Below are 17,937 nucleotides of genomic sequence, written 5' to 3' on the forward strand. Positions count from 1 at the left end.
GGGAATAACATTACTATAAATTATCCCAATACCATTTTATGGCTTCTTTAAGACCCTGTCTGACAGTAAATTGCGGATCGTATCCCAACCGCTTCCTGGCCTTGTCGATGCAGGCCAGACTGTGCGGAATGTCGCCGGCGCGGTTGGGACCGTATTGCGGCTCGACTTTGGCAATCTCCGGATCGAATTCCGTCAGATATTCGCGCAGATATTTGAAAAGCTGATTCAAGGTCGTGCGTTCGCCGAAGGCCACGTTGTAAACCTGGTTGACCGCTTCCGGCCGATCCGCCAGCAACGCCAACTGATTGGCCTGGATCACATTATCGATGTAAGTAAAATCCCGGCTGTAACTGCCGTCCCCGTTGATCACCGGACTTTCATGTTTCATCAGACTCATCACAAACTTCGGAATCACCGCCGCATAGGCGCCGTACGGATCCTGCCGACGGCCGAACACGTTGAAATACCGCAGCCCGATCGTTTCAATCCCGTAAGTCTTACTGAAATTCTCGGCGAACAGCTCGTCGACATATTTGGTGATCGCATACGGGCTCAACGGCCGGCCGATCTTGTCTTCCACTTTGGGCAGGCTCTTGCTGTCCCCGTAAGTCGAAGAACTCGCCGCATAGACGAAACGTTTGACTTTCGCTTCCTGCGCCGCAAAGAGCAGATTGACAAAGCCGCTGATATTCACTTCCGTCGATGTCATCGGATCTTTGATCGAACGCGGCACCGATCCCAATGCGGCTTCGTGCAGCACATAATCGGCGCCGTCGACCGCCTGGCGGCACACCGCCATGTCCCGGATGTCGCCCTCGATCAAGGCGAAAGCCTTATGCGAGGCGAACGGAGCCAGATTTTCCCGCCTGCCGGTCATGAAGTTGTCCAGAACCACCACTTCGTTGTTCTGGGCCAACAGCGTTTCCACCAGATTGGAACCGATGAAACCGGCGCCGCCGGTCACCAGGATTCGGGAATTTTCAACTCGCTTTTTCATCATTTACAACCGTCCATCCACCGCTTCTTTGGGCAGCAGCCCCTTGATATCGAAAACCACGGCATGCGATTTCTGAAACCGGCGGAAATCGAGCGTCGCAAACTGGCGGTGGGAAACGGCCAGCACAATGGCATCGTACTCGCCGGGTTTCAGTGCCGACAGCTCCCGGACCGAATCCAGATCGTATTCGTGCCTGACCTCTCCCGGATCGGCCCAGGGGTCATAAATATCGACCCGGCAGCCGAACTCTTCCAGACCGCGCACCACATCGACCACATGAGAATTGCGGATATCCGGACAATTTTCCTTGAAGGTGATCCCCAGCACCAACACTTTGGCATTGGCCACCTTCTGTTCCTTTTTGATCATCAGTTTCACCACCTCGGTCGCCACATATTTGCCCATGCCGTCGTTGATGCGGCGGCCGGCCAGAATCACCTCAGGCAGATATCCCAGCGCCTGCGCCTTGTGGGTCAAATAATAAGGATCGACGCCGATGCAATGGCCGCCGACCAGGCCAGGCCGGAATTTCAGAAAATTCCATTTGGTGCCGGCCGCTTCCAGCACTTCGCTGGTGTCGATTCCGATCAGATGAAAGATTTTCGCCAATTCGTTGACGAAGGCGATGTTCAGGTCGCGCTGAGAGTTTTCGATCACTTTCGCCGCTTCGGCAACCTTGATGCAGCTGGCCCGGTGGGTGCCGCTCTGCAGAATGCGGTTATACAACGCATCGACCAGTTCGGCAGTCTCCGGCGTCGAGCCGGAAGTGATTTTCAAAATCCTGGTCAGCGTATGTTCCTTATCGCCCGGATTGATCCGTTCCGGACTGTAACCGCAGAAGAAATCGACATTGTATTTCAAACCGCTGAACCTTTCCAGGACCGGAACGCATTCCTCTTCGGTACAGCCGGGGTAAACGGTACTTTCGTAAACGACGACCGCACCCGGTTTCATCGCTTTACCGACCGTTTCGCTCGCTTTATACAGCGGCGTCAAATCCGGACGATTGTACTGATCCACCGGGGTCGGCACCGTCACGATGAAAACATCACGGTCTTTCAAATCCTCCGGATTGCAGGAATATTTCAAATATTTCGCGGCTTTCAGATCTGCGGGTGAAGTCTCCAGCGTCGTATCCACACCGTGGCGCAACGATTCCAGACGTTCCGCTTTCACATCGAAGCCCACCGTGTCGAACTTCTTGCCGAATTCAACCGCCAACGGCAAGCCGACATAACCCAGACCGATCAGCGCAACTTTGATTTCACCATTTTGGAGCTTCTGTAACATCTCAATCCCTTAAAGCATTTTTTATAGTTCAATTCTTTTTATAACTCGATAAATTCATAACACTTTTGAGACCAACAGGGATCTGAACTGGTATAATGTCAGATTAAATTTTATAATTTTTGCAATTGTTTTAAAATTGAAGTAAATTTGGGTAATATTTTCTTCCTCATTGCTCACAAAACGACAATCGCCAAAACCATCTATCGTCATTGGAGTCACTTTCCAAGCCGCCAATTGAGGGCATCTGAATTCTTTTTCAAAGGTAAAAGGATAAAAACGGCTGATGTGTTCCGCCATCGTCATGAAGCATATATCGGCGAAAATATGTTCTTCCGTTTCACTGTTCCGAATTTCCGGAATCTCCCTGACAAGAAAATTTTCATTCATTATTTTCCGGTCTTCGGCGGTCAATGCGGCAAAAACGACTCCGGGGAAAAATGGTTTATTCTCATATTTTCGATTGGATATGATTGAACATATTCTGGGATAATAATTGGAAATATGATTTTGCCTTAATGTATCGGCCAACCGCTTTTCACTTCCTGAAACCGTATAAATCGGGGTCCAGATCTTATCTGCAATTTTTCGTAATATGGGAATACCGGGGTCCGGCAACAATTTTTTTATATAGAGCCCCAAATAGGGATCGTAAATCCGGTCTGCTGTTTTCGTATCTGCCGTTCGCGTATACATAATATCAATGACAAAGAGCCGGTTGAAGAATCAAACGGTGATTTTCTTCAATGTTTCCGCCGCAATAGGATATTCGATATGTTTATTGAGAATAGTAATATTGACAATAATCATATCATGTTTATCATCGCGCTTTACAACATCAGTTACCAGGCCAGCCAAAGCTCCCGAGGTGACCAATACCTTATCTCCTGTTATGATGTCCGGATTGATTCGAATAGGTTCTTGACGGGCTAACAATTCACATTGCCGAAGAGAATTCAATTCCTGTATCAGGATATTCTCATAATACTCTTCACGCAAAAGCTCGATTTGAACAAACTTCGCTTCCTGCCGTTTCAAATTCTGCCGTTCCACATCGTCGATACACAAAAAAATATATCCCGGAATCATTGGAATCTCGGTGATAATCTTTGTGGAATGATGCATTCTGGCTTTGGGAATCATCGGGAGATAATGAAATATCCCGGCAGCAAGCAACTTTGCTCTGATAACCTTTTCGGTACGCGGCCGCAGGTAGGCGAAGCCCCAGAAGCGTCCTGAAATTTTTTGTATCGGGTCTATAGTCGTTACTTAGAAAAAATAAATTTTCCCATGCCGCAGCCCCGTCGCGGGATTTTTCATTCCAACGACGAAGCTATCGGATGAGTCTTCCGTAATGTCTGGCAAAACTTAACTTCGACTCAAAACAATAAAAAACCGTAAACTTCAGTTCTTACTCTGAAGCTTACGGTTTCCCAAAATATCTTCCATGAAACAGGACACAATGGTCCCCTGAATGGAATCTCTTGCAAAAATATACGGAAAAAGAGCCAAGTGACACAGTATCCCAAAAACTCTTTTCAGGAAATAAAATAAAAGATTTTGCCGAATTAATTTTCCAAGGCAAAAACTGGCATAATGCTTGCTTGCTTGCTTGCTTGCTTGCTTGCTTGCTTGCTTGCTTGCTTGCTTGCTTGCTTGCTTGCTTGCTTGCTTGCTTGCTTGCTTTAAAATTTCAGCTTGATGATGTAATACATCATCAAGCTTCGTCGTGCCACGCACGCCGAATAACGGAGACTGTGAAGGCGACGACAACACATTATCGAATAACATATTTACAGCCAACATCTGCGTCATCGTTCTTTCATTATCCAAGTTCAACACTAAAAGTCGAAATTAAATATACTGCCGATTAAATAAATGTCAAGATGTCAAGACAATTTTTACAAACTAATAAAATATCATCTTAATTCAAATAAGACGAAAGCAATAAGCACATATATATTTTTGCAACATTAAAAGAAGCATATATATACTTCATATTTCAAAATGCTTTTTCATGAAAGAGAATGATTCATTCCGATTCGTCAAATCCAAATAATTTACCACCCCAAAGCCACAGAAGCTGATGGCCGATGATCAACCGATGGCCTGACCGTAAGCACTGAAATACTGGCGCCTTTAAGATTTGGCTTCGCCTTGCCCGGACACGAACGGCGGAATCCGAACCCGCCGGGCCGCGACCGGGTACAACGCCCCGGAGCGGCCTGTTGCACATGACGTTTAATCTTCCTGTTCAGCCAGGTTCTTGACCGCCTGCGTCGCCAGCTTCACGTCGCACAGACGACACGGCCCGCCGACACAGCCGCCCTCGCAAGCCATCACTTCCAGGAAATTGCCGGGCAATTTCCCCATGCCGTACATCTGCAGCAGCTTCATCGACTTGCGATCCAACCCATTGATGAACTTGGAGTCCAGCTCCGGCACTTCCTGATCCGGACACTGCCCCGCCGCTTCGTTGAGAATCGCCGCCGTCACGCCGCAACTGGTGGCAAACCCGCGCGCGTGTCCGCCGACCTTGCGAGTCAGCTTCACCCCCGGCAGCGACGCGACATCGATTTCCAGCGCGACGAACAACGCCCCGAGCTCCTCGAACGTCATCACCCAGTCGACATTGCCATCCTTCAACGCCTCCTTGCGCTTGGCCACACAGGGACCGATGAAAACGGTGACATAGTCCGGATTTTCCTTCTTGACCTCACGGGCAATGAAACTCATCGGCGTCGGCGTCGACGACACAAACGGCTGCAACGCCGGCACATGGCGTTTCACCGCCTCGGTGTAAGCCGGACAACAGGACGACGTCATCAATTTGTCGCCGCGCGCCATCCGTTCGAAAAATTCTTCGGTCTCATGTTCGGTCGTCAGCTCCGCGCCGCGCGCCACCTCTTCCATATGGTCGAACCCGGCCAACTGCAGCGCTTCGGCAATCTGTTCGAGCGAACCGGCGAACTGCCCGACGACCGCCGGCGCCACCATCGCCACCACTTTTTTGCCGGCTTTGATCTCCCGCAGCACGTCGATGACCTGCGAGCGCTCCAATACCGCGCCGAACGGACAGGCCCGCAGACATTTGCCGCAGGAAATACAGGCCTCGAAGTCGATGTATTCCTTGCCGTCCGGATGCTTGTGGATCGCGTTGACCGGACAGGCCTCCTCGCAGGGAATCGGCACCCGGATCACCGCGTGGTATGGGCAAACCTGCGTGCATTTGCCGCAGTCGATGCATTTGCGCTGATCGATTTTCGCCTGGCCGTCGCGCACTTCGATCGCCTGCTTCGGACAGTTGAAAACGCAGGGCCGGGCAAAGCAGCCGCGGCAGGCGTTGGTCACCAGATACTGGCTCTGCACGCAACCGTAGCAGGCGACATCCAGAACGCTCAAAATATTCTCATCCGGCGCCGTCCGCGTCAACGCATCGTCCACATAAGCGGCCAGCGTCTTGCTCTCATCGCTTTCGTCCTCGACGCCGAATCCCAGCAGGGCCATCAGCCGGTATTTCAGCACCGCCCGGTCCTTGTAGACGCAGCAGCGCATCGCCGGCAATTCACGCGGCCGCATTTCGACCGGAATCCGATCGATGATCTCGCGCAAATTACCGTCGACAAAACCGCGAATCGTCCGGATCATCAATTCATTTTTGATTCGAACCGCATTGTTTTTATCCATTCCTCAGTATCACCTTTCGTTGGCCGTCAATTCCTGGAGCTTGGCGATGACGCTCTCGATCGTCGCATGAGACACCACCGTATCGTGGTTGATCCGCACGAACGGCGCCTGCCCATCGTTGCGCTGGCGGCAGAATCCCAGACAGGGACTGCCGCAAATTTCCACCCGATCCCTCAAGTCATCCGGCAGAAACTGCTCGATCTCCTGCAATTCGGAAGCGCCCAGAATGAAACACGTGGTACCGACACAAATTTCAACTTTTATCTTCGAACCGGCGGTCATTTCCTACTCCGTTGCTTAAAAATATTTGATATAAACTTTTTTGCGATATTTCTCTTCCAGCAACTGCTTCAGCCGCTTGACGATGTTGCGCCGGATTTCCAGGTCGACCGGCAAATTGGGATCCTGATGCGCTTCGTTGACTTTGGTGCCGACGATCAATTCGATGACGTCGCTCTCCGCCAGCAAAGTCATAATCTGGCGCACCGCCGGCAGATTCCGCGCCTTGCAGTCCCCGTCCAGCGCCCGGGCCACTTCGGTCAGGGTCAGGATTCCCTCGGTCCCCAGATCGACGCCCTTCATCTTCGACGTCGGCGGCAACCCCCCGCCCAACTGCTTCCAGTCCGTGGTAATTCCCCGCCGCAACTCCCGCGACACGATATTGGCGGTCGTGCCGCCGCTGATGATGACCTTGCCGTCGAAACTTTCGACCATTTCGGCGAAATCCCGGTCGTTCTCCTTCTTGAACGGCGGACCGGTCAACAGCCGCAGCCGGCGCGGCCGCCGGAAATAGATCACCACGCAACTGATGTCGTCGATGCAACTGTAGTTCGGGTTTTTCATGCAGGCCTGGGCCACCACCATCTGCGATAATTCGCGGGCGGAAATCTGCGGCTGCCGCGCCACCGCTTCCTGCACAAAGGCCAACAGCCCCTCCCGGCGCCAACCGAATTTGAACGGCGCATGCCCCAGGCCGGCCTGGGTCACGCCGTCCGAACAAAAGATGATCCGGTCGCCCGGCACCGCCCTGAATTCCGCCACCGCCAGCTTCCGGTCCGGCCAGCGGGCCGACACCAGGCTCTGCTTCTCCCACTGCAAATCCCTGCCGTTGCGCAGATGGATCAGCGGCGGATTGTCCATCTCGATCGTCCTGATTTTGCCGCCGGACAACACATCGACGATGGTAAAAGTGGCATAGCTGATTTTACGATATTCGCACACCGGCAGCGTATCCATGATGATCTCCGCCGACTGCAGGATTTCCATGTTGCGGGCGATAAACTCCAGCGCCATCGTCGTCGTCATCGTCGACAACAGCGACGCTTTGATGCCGCTGCCCAACCCATCCGACAGCACGGCGATGACGCGGTCCTCATTTTCCAGCCGGACGCTCTTGAAATCATCCCCGCAAACGCTCTCGCCGTCTTTGATCCGCTGGCAGCACTCTACCTCGACAAAGGTTTCGTCAATGTTCATCGCGGCCATCCGCCCCCTCGCCGGCCCCCCGGTTGTTTTTGGTCTGGTAGCCGCTGGCCACCTCCCGCAGCAGGATTTCGGTTTCCGCCATATGTTCGCCGAGGTACTTGGCAATCTGCTGAACGGTCATGACATTTTTCTGGATCACCTCACGGGCCTTTTCGGCAATGTGCTCCCGGTGCAATTCCGACTGGGTGACATCCTGCACAATCGCGCCGACAATCTGATGCGGCTCAATCGTGAAGACATTGACATTCATTATCTTATCGCAAACCATCTGATTATCGCGCGCCAGATCTCCGCCGGAAGCCAGCGCCGCTTCGAACAATTCGGTGAAATCGACGATATTGGCCACTTCGACCCCGGCCAGTCCCGGCGTCGCCTGGTAGGCCAGCAGCGTGCTCTCATCGAACAACCGGGCGAAACATTCGTTGCACTCGATGATCCGCAGATTCCGGTCGACCATCACCACGCCGGCCGGAATGTAACGAATCAGCGCATTGCTCTTCTTCTGCGCCATCCGCCGCAAATTGGAAACGCACATCGCGGTTTCCGCTTTGCCGACCACCAGTGCCCGGGCAAAAGCCCGGCAGGTCGGATACCCGCAGCCGCCGCAGTTGAGTTCATCCGCCGGCGACTGTTTGCCGACCGACATCAGCGCCTGCTTCAACTGCAGATCGGAAATCTCTTCCGGCGGCAGGCGGTCGGGCAGGATGCGATCCTCGATTTTCACTTCAACCGGGCGGTCCAGGCTGTTGCGGTGCTCGAACAGCCGCGCCGTCGCCAGCAACGCCTCCAAATCGCTGCCGTTCTCCGGCATCGCCGGCCCGTTGACGCAGCCGCCGTCGCAAGCCAGGCATTCGATGAACAATTTCATATCGGCATATCTGGCCGCCGAAGCCTGGCCGAGCACCCGCTGGACATTCAGCAACCCGGAGACCGCCAGATAATAAGTCCGATCCCCGGCGGCGCCGCGCAACGTCTCATTCATGCCGCCTTCCAGCGAATACACCCGCCCCTCGCTGGCGGTTGCCGGCACGAACTGCTGCCCCGCCCCGGTCAACGTTTCCAACTTGATATTATCCTGGGCCAGCCAGCTCTCCAAATCTTCGAACGTCAGCGCCAGGTCCAGCCACTCCGGATGGCGGTCGGCTTCCTGCTTTTTCGCGGCGCACGGGCCGATAAAGATCACGCCGATATCGTCGCCGAATTCGCGGCGCAGCAACCGGCAATGGCTGAGCAGCGGCGACAGGACCGGGGTAATCCGGTCGGCCATCGCCGGAATGTATTTCCGGATATAGTCGACGGCGGCCGGGCAGGCCGAGGAGATGAAAACCCCCTTGTTTTCCTGCTGCAGCAGTTTGCCGGTTTCCGAACTGACCAATTGGGCGCCCAGCGCCGTTTCGCTGACGCCGGCAAAGCCCAGCTTTTTCAAAGCTTCGACCAGCACTTCCGGCGCAACGCCCCGGAAATAACTGACGAAACTGGGCGCCAGCGACGCATACACTTTATGTTTGCGGGTCATCAGGAAACGCGCCCGCGACAAATCCGGCCGGATCCGCTTGGCGCCGGCCGGACACACCCGGACGCAGCGGCCGCAGGCGATACACAAATCGGTCATCACGCTGGCGCTGCCGTTGACCACCTTGATCGCCTTGCAGGGACAATGGCGCACGCATTTATAACAATCCTGACATTCGGTCTCCACGGTGAAGACCGGAAAATTATGATTCATGGCCTCAGGCTCTCCCGATAATTATTGTTTTTCGAAACAACTTTTCAGCAGTTCCAGCATCATACCGGGATCGACATTGCCGTAACGCTGATTGTTCACTATCACATTGGGGCCTTCGGCACAGCGTCCCTGGCAGAGCGAGCAGCCCAGTTCCAGATCGACCTCATCCTGCAAATGGTGCTCTTCCAGGTATTTTTCAATCACCTGCAAGTTTTTCTCATTGCCGCGGGCAAAACAGGAGCTGCCGAGACAAATTCTGATTGTCGGTTTGTCACTCATTCCACACCCGTCCCTTCGTCAGCCTTTGCTCTTGCCGGCGACATTGATCAGCCGCACCGCGCAAATCCGGTCGTGCAGCGCCCGCTTCGTAAAAAACACGCACAGCGGCGAAAAAATCCCCAGCACGACCATACCGACCGTCCAGGCGAAGGAACGCAGGAAATACACCTCCTGCAACTGCTCCTCCCTGACCAGGAAAATGCCCCAGAACCACATGCCGAAACTCTGGGCAAAATAACCGACCGTCAGGCCGTAATACAACAATACGGCCGGCACCAGCAGCAGGATGCTGAAATTCATCGACAGCCACAGACTGCCGCTCGGAATCAGAATCGAATTTTCCGCTCCCCGGTACCAGACGATACCTTCCGGGGTGCGCTGCACGGTCGAAATCTTCCGCGCCGGACCCGCCGCTCCGGAATCGTTCGCCTGGATCATCTCCGGCGGCACGGCATAGGGCCTGGCATTGTCAACCGAACGCCGCAAACCGACGCCGAACAACATGATCGCCACCGCGCCGATCAGAATCAGGTCGAAAGCGAACGCCGACAGCCGGCGGCCGACCGTCGCATCCTCGGGATCGTACTTCCGGACGAACGCGGTGCTTTTCTCCTTCTGCGGCGTCAACAGCGTTTTCGCCTGCTCGATATAGTTCCGCCAGGATTCGTCCTGCATCAGTTCCGGATTTTCCTCCCAGCGCTTCAACTGCCGCGCCAGAGCGTGCTTCAAGCTGGGAATCTTGGCGGCCGGACGCCATTCCGACATCATTGAGTTGCGGATTTGCGTCGTCGGATTGATCAAATCGTCTTCCACGCACTTCACAAGGGCGCTCAACGCCAGCGGCCCCACTTCGTTGCCTTCCTGATCCAAATAGATAAACTTCATATGCCGTTCCGCTCGCTAACAGTTCTACAGTTCTCGAATTCCCGTCAATCTGGTTAATAAGATACATTCAACTTGCAAGAACTCAAATAATCGCATTTGATTTTTCCGGTTTTGCGCTGTATTTTCTCCTATGCCGACCAGCAGCCGGCCAGGCTGCTTCCGCCGGAGTTTCGACCGCCGCTGCCCGGCCGGCCGGAAATGTGAAAATCAAAGTGCCAACGAACATTTTCACCGCATTTGCGTACGATAAACACAAGGAGGATTATGATGAGCAATGCGACAGAATTGAAGAAAGATACGTTCAAGGAAGCCATCGCCGGTAAAGTCGCCCTGGTCGATTTCTGGGCGACCTGGTGCAATCCGTGCAAGATGCTCGGCCCGATCATCGATCAGGTGGCCGCCGAAATCGGCGACGCCGCGCTGGTCGCCAAAGTCAATATCGAGGAGGAACAGGAGTTGGCCGCCGAATATAACGTCCGGATGTTGCCGACCATTCTGATCCTGAAAAACGGCGAAATCGTTCAACAGTTCGTCGGCGTCCAGAGCAAAACAAAACTGCTCGACGCCATCCGCAATGCCTGAACCGCCTTTCCGATTGCTGCCGGCCGCATGGCCGGCGGCAATTTATTTTCCCCGGCCGCAGCCCGATTCCGCCGCAAAACATAATTATTCTTTACATTTATTCCCGAAACAAACTTGCGCAAATATAATTCATTGATATATTAACGGACGCTTATTTAAAAATAATAAATGAAAATAGAATGAGAACGTTTTTTCTATGAATTTTGCATTTCTTGATCAGTTGAAGAACAATTCCGTCCCATTGGCCGCGTTGCTGCGCGGCGTGCAGAAATATTGGCTGATCATGTTACTGGCCGTCCTGGTCATCGGGGTGGGAACTTTCTACGTATCGACTTATCTGGTGCAAAAAACGTATCAGGCTACCGCTTCCATTCTGGCGCTGAACAACAAGGAAGACAGCTCCGACGGCAAGGATTCTTCGTCGATGACCTACACCACGCTGATGATGGCCAATCTGCTGATCAACGACTACAAGGAAATTCTCAGTTCCCGGCGCGTGCTCGACAAGGTGGATGCCAAAGTCTGCGAAGCCAAAAACATTACCGAACCGCCCAAATACAAACTGAGCGTCAATTTCAAGCGCAATACCCGCATTCTCGAAATCAGCGCCACCAGCAATGACAAGGACCTGTCGCTGCAGGTCGCCACGGCGACCACCGATATTTTCACCAGCGAGATCAGAGATTTGTTGAAAATGGACAATGTCGTCACCCTGGACGATCCGAAACTCGAGGATGCGCCGGTCAGTCCCCGGCCGTTGCGCAATACCGCGATCGCCATGGTGCTGGCGCTGCTGCTCTCCGGCGGCGTCGTTTTCCTCAAAGAAATTTCCGACGATTCGGTCAAAACCCCGGAAGACATCACTGAAACGCTCAAACTGCCGGTCATCGGCACCATTCCGGAAGCCGGCAGCAAAAAATCCCGGCGGCGCAGTGCCGACGATGCCAAGCAGCCGCGCCACAAACGCCTCGATTTTGTCGGCCTGTTCAGCATCGACGAGAAATACCGCCACATTTCCGAAGCTTTCCGTTTGCTGCGGACCAACCTGCAATATCTGACACCGGAAAATGCCGAGAAAAACGCCAAGGTTTTCACGATCACCAGTGCGATGGCTTCCGAAGGAAAATCCAGCTGCTGCGCCAATATGGCGCTGATCACGGCGCAATCCGGCAAACGGGTGTTGCTGATCGATACCGACCTGCGCAAGCCCAATGTGCAGAATTTCTTCGAATTGGACCGCCGGGTCGGCCTGGTCAATTATTTGAGCGGCGACGCCAAACTGGAAGAGATCATCAACCGCCAGGTCGTCGACGAACACCTGGATGTCATCCTGTCCGGGCCGATTCCGCCGAATCCCTCCGAACTGCTGATGTCCGAGACTTTCCAGAAGATGGTCAAGACGCTGGGAACAGATTACGATTTCATCTTTTTCGACGCGCCGCCGTGCCTCAATATGGCGGACGCCACCATCGTCGCCAGTAATTCTGACGGCGTCATTTTCGTGCTGCGGCACGGTTCCACCCGGATGGGGGCGGTACAGCGTGCAATCCGCCAGTTCCAGCAGACCGGCATCAAGGTGCACGGCGTGCTGTTGAACCGCTTCGATATGAAGCGGGTCGGTTACGGCTATTACAATTATTATAACTATTACAACTATTATTCTTATTATCAGACAGATGGAAATAAGGAAGCATGATTGACCTGCACTGTCACATCGTCCCGGACGTCGACGACGGGGCCCAGACGGAAGCGGAAAGCCGCGCCATGCTGGCGCAGGCCGCTTCCATCGGCATTACCGAACTGGCAGCGACCAGCCATTATTCCGGCGACGCCTGGCGGCGTTACCCGGAAGCGCTGGAAAAATTGCGTCAACTGGCCGAAGAACACCACATCAAAATTCATGCCGGGGCCGAATATGACTTTTCACGCCTCGAAGAAGCCGAACAATTGCAGACGCTCGGCGACAGTTCTTACGTACTGATCGATTTCGTCACCCCCTATATCAGTCCCAACGCCATCGCGCAACGCTGTGAAGATTTGCTGAACCGCAAATACAAGCTGTTGATCGCCCATCCGGAACGGCTGTTCCCGGCCGATAAACTCAAAGTACTGCAATCGCTGGCCGAACAGGGCGCTTATTTCCAGCTCAATGCCGGCAGTTTCCTCGGCAATTTCGGCCGCGGCGCCCAACGCCAGGCGGAGCAACTGCTGAAGCTGGGCCTGTGCCACTGCGTGGCATCCGACGCCCACAACGCCGGTTCCACCCGGGGGTTCTGCCTGAAAAAATGTCACGACTACCTGATCGAGCATCATAACTGCAATATCGCCGACAGACTGGTGTTAATCAATCCGCAGCGCATCCTGGCCGATCAATATCCCTTCCCGGTGGTGGAACCGGCCGCCGGCGCCGAAAGCTCCTGGTGGGGCAGATTGAAAAATCTTTTCCGGCCCCGGAATTAGAAAATCCGACAACTTCGGCGGGGTGCCGTTTCTGGAACCGCGCGATGCCTTTTCACGAAGCGTACGTCAGGCCGGGCAGGAATTGCACGATGATTTTCCGGTCGCGCGGGCCATCGAATTCACACAGGTAAATCGACTGCCAGCGCCCCAGGAGCAGTTGGCCGTTGCGGACCGGAATGGTCTGCGATGCCCCGAACAGAGAGGCTTTGAAATGCGCCGCACTGTTGCCGCCCTGGTGCTGATACAGCTCATCCTTCCAAGGCGCCAGACGATTGACCACGCTCAAAAGATCGTGCCGGACGGCGGTATCGGTGTTGACGTTGAGTGTCAGCGCCGCCGTCGTATGCCGGACGAACAGCTGGCAGACGCCGTCGGTCAGCGACGACGGCACCAGCTCCCTGACCTGATCGGTAATATCGATCATCTGACTGTGCTGCAAAGTCTGTATACTGATTTCGCGCATAACACACCTCCTCTGTCGGTCAGCGTTTCTTGAAAATATCCCGCAGCGAACCGCCGGCCGGCGGCTTGCTGCGGTCGCCGGCACCGGAATTTTTCTCCGGTTCCGGCTTCAGAATATTGATGACGCCATCCAGCAGGCCCGGCGAAGAAGAATCGGAATCGGGCACGGTGCCGTTGTCCTGGCCCTTCTGAGCCGGCGACAGGATGTTGACGACACCATCCAGCGCATTGCGCCACTCGGCCGGCTGGCCGTCCGAACCGCTGGTAACGCCGGTGACGTCCAGAATGGAAAGGATATTGGCCGCGTTGCCGGTGATGAATTGCGTCACCGTTTTCTGGATGTTGACTTCCGGCTTCTGCAGCGTTCCATCGATCTGCACCGGCATCAGCACGCCGACGACATTCAGCCTGGAATCCAGGTCCAGCGCCTGCCGGCTGCCCAGTCCCAAACTGCCGCTGAACGCCAGTTCGCGCACCAGCGGACCGGTGAAGCTGCACCGTTCGATATGGATTTGACCGTCCCGGCTGGCCAGCTTGATGCCGCCGTTTTCGAAGCTGATCGTCTGCGTCTGTTTGAAAAATGAACCGATGACGCCCACCGCTTTGTCCAGATCGGCGACCGTCTCGGTGGCCGGCAGAAACTCCTGGATGGAGCGCATCACCTCCAACGGCAGCAGGAACAATTTTCCAAGCGTCGTATATTGCAGACTGTTCGGAATTTCCAGGTCGCTGAACGCCAAAGTGACATCGCCATTGAGATTGTCCCACAACCGCGGCGGTTTCAGGCCATTGCCCCTGACCGCCACCTGCAAAGATTTCATCTTGCCGCTGAATGCGGAAAATTCTTCCGGCAGGAACGGCGCCAGCAACGGCTTCAAATCCACCTCGCCGGCCTGACTGGCCAGTTCGTAATCGACATCGGCGTCGGTACTGACCAATTTTCCGCGGGTATTGATCTGCGCGCCGTTGAAGGTCAGCAGCAATTCGTTGAGCAGCAGCTCACGACCGTGAAAATCGACGTTGCCGGCAAAATTCGCCTGGACCGCCGGTCCCCAGGAAATCGAATCGCATTGAATCGACAGATGCACCGGCCGCGGACCGAAATTAAACTGGATCGGCGTCGGGTCCGCTTCGGTCGGGAACGGGTTGCTCTCGGGAGCGTTTTCGGCGGTCCGGACCGGAGCTTCGGGACCGCGGAACAGTTCCATCAGCGCCTCGACATTCAACGCTTCCGAGCGGATGACGACATTGCCATTTTCCGTGCTGGTTGCCGCCAGCGGCCAGAAGGCGTTGGCTTCGAGATTGGCCAGCAAGGTTTCCGCCTGATGCAGCGCTCCGGACAGTTGACGGCAGCGGAAGGCTTCCGGCGTCAGCTCGGCGATCAGTTTCAGGTCGCCCCGGATCGCCTGCGGCTGGTTTTCCGGCTGAAATTCCGGAATGTTCACGGTACCGTCGACTTTCCAGTCGCGCTGTTTGAAATTGCCGCCGGCATTCAACGCTCCGTTGACCGACAGTTTCTGCAACTTGTTCGGCCAGAAAGGCGCGACCAGCGCTTCATTCAACTGCTCCAATTGCAGCGTACCGGCAACTTCGCCGCTGTCCAAAGCGGTTTTGCCGTCGAACGAAAGCTGCAGCGCCTCCGCCTGGCCGGCCCTGGCCGCCAGCTCCCCCTTCACCTGCCAGCGCTGGAATTTTTCCTGCCCGGCGGCTGCCACTTTACCGGAGAACAGCCAATCCGCCGTCGCCAACTTGTCAACCCAGAGTGCCGGCAGCTTTTCCGTCAATTGCAGCAGCTGCAGAGTCAAATCGGTCGCCCCGGCCGTCAAATCGGCTTCGCCGGTCAATGACAGCGACAGCGCCGGCTGCTCCTGAACCGCGGCCTGAACATCGAACCGGCCGATCTTCACCCGGTCCGGCAACGTCATGGCGACGTCGAACTGCTGCTGCGCCGCCAATCCGGCCAGCCGCTGGCCGGCGGCAATCAAATCGAGATTGTCCTGCCGGCTTTCCCCGGCAATCCGGAACGACTTCAAATCGGCCGCGGCGTCGACTTCACCGGACGTGGACAAGGTCCCCCGGAAAATGCGCAACTGTTCCGCCGGCAGCAATGATTGCAGCCGGGTCAACGCGAAGTTCTGCAACAGGAATTTCGCCTTCACCGGCTCCGCCAGTTGGAACGGCTGGAACGTGCCGCCGAACGGCGACGCCGTCAGGCGCATCAGCAATTCCTGCTGCTGGAGTCCCTGTAAATCCAGGGCGGTCAATTGAAATGATTTGCCGGTCAAATCGAAATCGGCGCCGAGCGACAGTTGCAACGACAAAGGATCGAGGATTCGCGCATAGGTATTGAGCTTGGCGCACTGGTCTTCCGGCAACGGCAGCAGCGGAATCAACTGCAGCGTCGCGTCGGTAATTTTGACGGCGGCGGAACCGCTCCTGTCGGCAAAATGATAATCGCCGCCGGCGACAACCTGCAGCAACGTCTGGTCCTTCTCCTTCAGCGTCACCGTCAATTTGGCCAGTTCGGCGGTCTTCCCCAGCGCCACCCGGGCGGCATAGGCGGCGGTCAAATTGAGATTCTGATACAGACACTGCGGCAGTTCCAGCTCCAGATTGCTCAATTGCGTCAAGCCGGACAATTGAATCTCTTCGCTGTCCGGCTCCACCGTCGCCAGCAGATTGCCGTTCCACACCCCGCCGTTCAGTTTGACCGGCAAGGCCGGCGGCAGGAATTTCCGGACCGGCGCCAGATTGAATTGATCGACCGTCAAACGCAATTGCGGAGCGGCGCCCGGAAAATGCCGCCCCTCCGGCGCATAGCTGATCTCGGCCGGCTGCTGCAAAGCACAGTCCACCACCGGCCGGCCATCTTCAGTCAACGTCAACTGAAATGCGCGCAAGTCGGCTAATTTTCTGGCCGGCTCAATGCTGAAAGCGTGTTTCAGATCCAGCTTCAGCTCCGGCACTTCATAATTCTCCCGGCCGATGACCACCAGTCCGGAACGGACCAGCGAAACCGTACCGACGCCGCTGATTTTTTCCGGCGTCACCGACCAGTCGCCGGCACAAGCGAACTGCAACCGGCCCGGATTGAACTTCAGCGCAAACGCCGAAGCGATCGCGGCAATCTCCTCCGACAGCGGGTTCAAGACGACATGGAGCTGCGCTTCCAGCGGATCGAGGCCGACCGAACCATTCAATTCAAAATTGGTCCGCAACTGGTCGCCTTCCAGCTGTTTAAACTGCAGTTGCTCGATCGCATAATGCTCTTTGCTGCCCCTGGCGGCCAATCGCAACAGCAACGTTCCGTCCTGCATCGCGATATCGCCGGCCTGGCCGTCCAGTTGCCCGATGCGATTTTCCAGCGTCACTGCCGTCGGGAACAAATCGTCGGCCAGCGCGGCTTCCGCGGTCAGCGCCAGAGCGCCATGTCGAATCGCAATCGTCTCGCCGGCGGAAATGTCGGCAATGTCACTGGAAATCCGCAACTGGGCGGTAGCGCCGTTGGCCAGGTGCGGCAATTCGATGGAGATATTCGGCAACTCGATGACCGAATCCTGATAAGTCGGATTGGCCAGCTCCAATTTGAACGCCAACTTGTCCAGCTTGATGTTGTTCAAATCCAACTGCAGCGGCCGGCTGCCTTTTTCGCCGGCGGCGCGTTTCGGTTTGCCGGCGGAGGCGGTCGCCAGCTTATCCGGAATACAATTCCACCGGCCGGCCAGATCGCGTTTCAACGTGACGCTGCCGCCGTTGAGCGACAGGTGATCCAGGACGATCCGGCCGTCCAGCAGGGCGCCGACGGCAATTTCGGCGTCGAGCGAATCGACGACGGCAATCGGCTCGGCAGCCGATCCGGCCCGCAATTTGACCACCTGCAGCGTCCCGCCGAACAACGAGACCCTGATCTCCTCGGCCGCCAATTCCATACCGATCGCTTCGCCGGTCCGCGGCAGCACAATGCCGGTCAAGAACCAACTGCTGGTGGCGATCAGATAGACGACAACCAGCAGAACGGCCAATCCGCCCAGCAGCGAGCCGCTCCAGATTAAAATTTTCTTCTTTCTGCTCATCATGACTCCTCCGT

Annotated in this window: 16 protein-coding genes; 3 read left to right on the forward strand and 13 right to left on the reverse strand. The window is 55.4% G+C overall.

Features of this window, described 5'->3' with window-relative positions; genetic code table 11:
* Positions 1-13 precede the first annotated feature (13 nt).
* The 11 genes from HWX74_RS04070 to HWX74_RS04120 form a co-directional block, all read right to left on the reverse strand.
* Positions 14-997 carry an SDR family oxidoreductase gene (locus tag HWX74_RS04070; RefSeq protein WP_176014530.1) on the reverse strand — a complete coding sequence of 328 codons (984 nt, stop codon included), beginning with the start codon at positions 995-997 and terminating at the stop codon, positions 14-16.
* Between the two features lie 3 nt (positions 998-1,000).
* On the reverse strand, positions 1,001-2,287 hold the full coding sequence (gene tviB / locus HWX74_RS04075; protein WP_176012329.1) for a Vi polysaccharide biosynthesis UDP-N-acetylglucosamine C-6 dehydrogenase TviB: 1,287 nt from the start codon (positions 2,285-2,287) through the stop codon (positions 1,001-1,003).
* Positions 2,288-2,341: 54 nt separating this feature from the next.
* Positions 2,342-2,980, reverse strand: coding sequence for a transcription termination/antitermination NusG family protein (locus HWX74_RS04080; RefSeq protein ID WP_176012330.1), 639 nt, complete (start codon positions 2,978-2,980; stop codon positions 2,342-2,344).
* 30 nt (positions 2,981-3,010) lie between these two features.
* Positions 3,011-3,544 (reverse strand): transcription termination/antitermination NusG family protein, encoded by a 534-nt coding sequence (locus HWX74_RS20620; protein WP_368506814.1) that lies wholly within the window; start codon positions 3,542-3,544, stop codon positions 3,011-3,013.
* 144 nt (positions 3,545-3,688) lie between these two features.
* Positions 3,689-4,099: a hypothetical protein gene (locus HWX74_RS04090; protein WP_176012332.1), complete on the reverse strand. Its 411-nt coding sequence runs from the start codon at positions 4,097-4,099 to the stop codon at positions 3,689-3,691.
* 426 nt (positions 4,100-4,525) lie between these two features.
* Positions 4,526-5,971 carry a monomeric [FeFe] hydrogenase gene (locus HWX74_RS04095; RefSeq protein WP_176012333.1) on the reverse strand — a complete coding sequence of 482 codons (1,446 nt, stop codon included), beginning with the start codon at positions 5,969-5,971 and terminating at the stop codon, positions 4,526-4,528.
* 9 nt (positions 5,972-5,980) lie between these two features.
* Positions 5,981-6,253, reverse strand: a complete 273-nt coding sequence (locus HWX74_RS04100; RefSeq protein WP_176012334.1) for a (2Fe-2S) ferredoxin domain-containing protein — start codon at positions 6,251-6,253, stop codon at positions 5,981-5,983.
* Between the two features lie 15 nt (positions 6,254-6,268).
* Positions 6,269-7,447, reverse strand: a complete 1,179-nt coding sequence (locus tag HWX74_RS04105) for a SpoIIE family protein phosphatase (protein ID WP_176012335.1) — start codon at positions 7,445-7,447, stop codon at positions 6,269-6,271.
* On the reverse strand, positions 7,437-9,182 hold the full coding sequence (locus HWX74_RS04110) for a [Fe-Fe] hydrogenase large subunit C-terminal domain-containing protein (RefSeq protein WP_176012336.1): 1,746 nt from the start codon (positions 9,180-9,182) through the stop codon (positions 7,437-7,439). The genes HWX74_RS04105 and HWX74_RS04110 overlap by 11 nt, the downstream gene beginning before the upstream one ends.
* Positions 9,183-9,203: 21 nt before the next feature.
* Positions 9,204-9,461, reverse strand: coding sequence for a (2Fe-2S) ferredoxin domain-containing protein (locus HWX74_RS04115; RefSeq protein WP_176012337.1), 258 nt, complete (start codon positions 9,459-9,461; stop codon positions 9,204-9,206).
* An 18-nt stretch (positions 9,462-9,479) separates the two neighbouring features.
* Positions 9,480-10,346, reverse strand: coding sequence for an RDD family protein (locus tag HWX74_RS04120; RefSeq protein WP_176012338.1), 867 nt, complete (start codon positions 10,344-10,346; stop codon positions 9,480-9,482).
* Between the two features lie 267 nt (positions 10,347-10,613).
* Here HWX74_RS04120 and trxA point away from each other — a divergent pair, with 267 nt between their 5' ends.
* From trxA to HWX74_RS04135, 3 genes are all read left to right on the forward strand, one after another.
* A complete protein-coding gene (gene trxA / locus HWX74_RS04125; RefSeq protein ID WP_176012339.1) occupies positions 10,614-10,928 on the forward strand; it encodes a thioredoxin in 315 nt (104 codons plus the stop codon).
* A 196-nt stretch (positions 10,929-11,124) separates the two neighbouring features.
* The gene (locus HWX74_RS04130) at positions 11,125-12,624 is read left to right on the forward strand and encodes a polysaccharide biosynthesis tyrosine autokinase (RefSeq protein ID WP_176012340.1); all 1,500 of its coding nucleotides are present in this window, start codon (positions 11,125-11,127) and stop codon (positions 12,622-12,624) included.
* Entirely contained in the window at positions 12,621-13,388 is a 768-nt protein-coding gene (locus HWX74_RS04135) for a tyrosine-protein phosphatase (protein ID WP_176012341.1), read from the forward strand. The genes HWX74_RS04130 and HWX74_RS04135 overlap by 4 nt, the downstream gene beginning before the upstream one ends.
* Positions 13,389-13,440: 52 nt before the next feature.
* Here the strand turns inward: HWX74_RS04135 and HWX74_RS04140 are convergent, their stop codons facing one another.
* Positions 13,441-13,851: a secondary thiamine-phosphate synthase enzyme YjbQ gene (locus HWX74_RS04140; protein WP_176012342.1), complete on the reverse strand. Its 411-nt coding sequence runs from the start codon at positions 13,849-13,851 to the stop codon at positions 13,441-13,443.
* 19 nt (positions 13,852-13,870) lie between these two features.
* A complete protein-coding gene (locus HWX74_RS04145; protein ID WP_217704844.1) occupies positions 13,871-17,923 on the reverse strand; it encodes a hypothetical protein in 4,053 nt (1,350 codons plus the stop codon).
* Between the last annotated feature and the right edge of the window lie 14 nt (positions 17,924-17,937).

Source organism: Victivallis sp. Marseille-Q1083 (genome assembly GCF_903645315.1).
Classification (GTDB): Bacteria; Verrucomicrobiota; Lentisphaeria; order Victivallales; family Victivallaceae; genus UMGS1518.

What these genes read in the sequence shown, in the direction of transcription:
- HWX74_RS04070 (WP_176014530.1), bottom strand. Translation starts at nt 997, where the DNA reads ATGAAAAAGCGAGTTGAAAATTCCCGAATCCTGGTGACCGGCGGCGCC.
- tviB (WP_176012329.1), bottom strand. Translation starts at nt 2,287, where the DNA reads ATGTTACAGAAGCTCCAAAATGGTGAAATCAAAGTTGCGCTGATCGGT.
- HWX74_RS04080 (WP_176012330.1), bottom strand. Translation starts at nt 2,980, where the DNA reads ATGTATACGCGAACGGCAGATACGAAAACAGCAGACCGGATTTACGAT.
- HWX74_RS04090 (WP_176012332.1), bottom strand. Translation starts at nt 4,099, where the DNA reads ATGACGCAGATGTTGGCTGTAAATATGTTATTCGATAATGTGTTGTCG.
- HWX74_RS04095 (WP_176012333.1), bottom strand. Translation starts at nt 5,971, where the DNA reads ATGGATAAAAACAATGCGGTTCGAATCAAAAATGAATTGATGATCCGG.
- HWX74_RS04100 (WP_176012334.1), bottom strand. Translation starts at nt 6,253, where the DNA reads ATGACCGCCGGTTCGAAGATAAAAGTTGAAATTTGTGTCGGTACCACG.
- HWX74_RS04105 (WP_176012335.1), bottom strand. Translation starts at nt 7,447, where the DNA reads ATGAACATTGACGAAACCTTTGTCGAGGTAGAGTGCTGCCAGCGGATC.
- HWX74_RS04110 (WP_176012336.1), bottom strand. Translation starts at nt 9,182, where the DNA reads ATGAATCATAATTTTCCGGTCTTCACCGTGGAGACCGAATGTCAGGAT.
- HWX74_RS04115 (WP_176012337.1), bottom strand. Translation starts at nt 9,461, where the DNA reads ATGAGTGACAAACCGACAATCAGAATTTGTCTCGGCAGCTCCTGTTTT.
- HWX74_RS04120 (WP_176012338.1), bottom strand. Translation starts at nt 10,346, where the DNA reads ATGAAGTTTATCTATTTGGATCAGGAAGGCAACGAAGTGGGGCCGCTG.
- trxA (WP_176012339.1), top strand. Translation starts at nt 10,614, where the DNA reads ATGAGCAATGCGACAGAATTGAAGAAAGATACGTTCAAGGAAGCCATC.
- HWX74_RS04130 (WP_176012340.1), top strand. Translation starts at nt 11,125, where the DNA reads ATGAATTTTGCATTTCTTGATCAGTTGAAGAACAATTCCGTCCCATTG.
- HWX74_RS04135 (WP_176012341.1), top strand. Translation starts at nt 12,621, where the DNA reads ATGATTGACCTGCACTGTCACATCGTCCCGGACGTCGACGACGGGGCC.
- HWX74_RS04140 (WP_176012342.1), bottom strand. Translation starts at nt 13,851, where the DNA reads ATGCGCGAAATCAGTATACAGACTTTGCAGCACAGTCAGATGATCGAT.
- HWX74_RS04145 (WP_217704844.1), bottom strand. Translation starts at nt 17,923, where the DNA reads ATGAGCAGAAAGAAGAAAATTTTAATCTGGAGCGGCTCGCTGCTGGGC.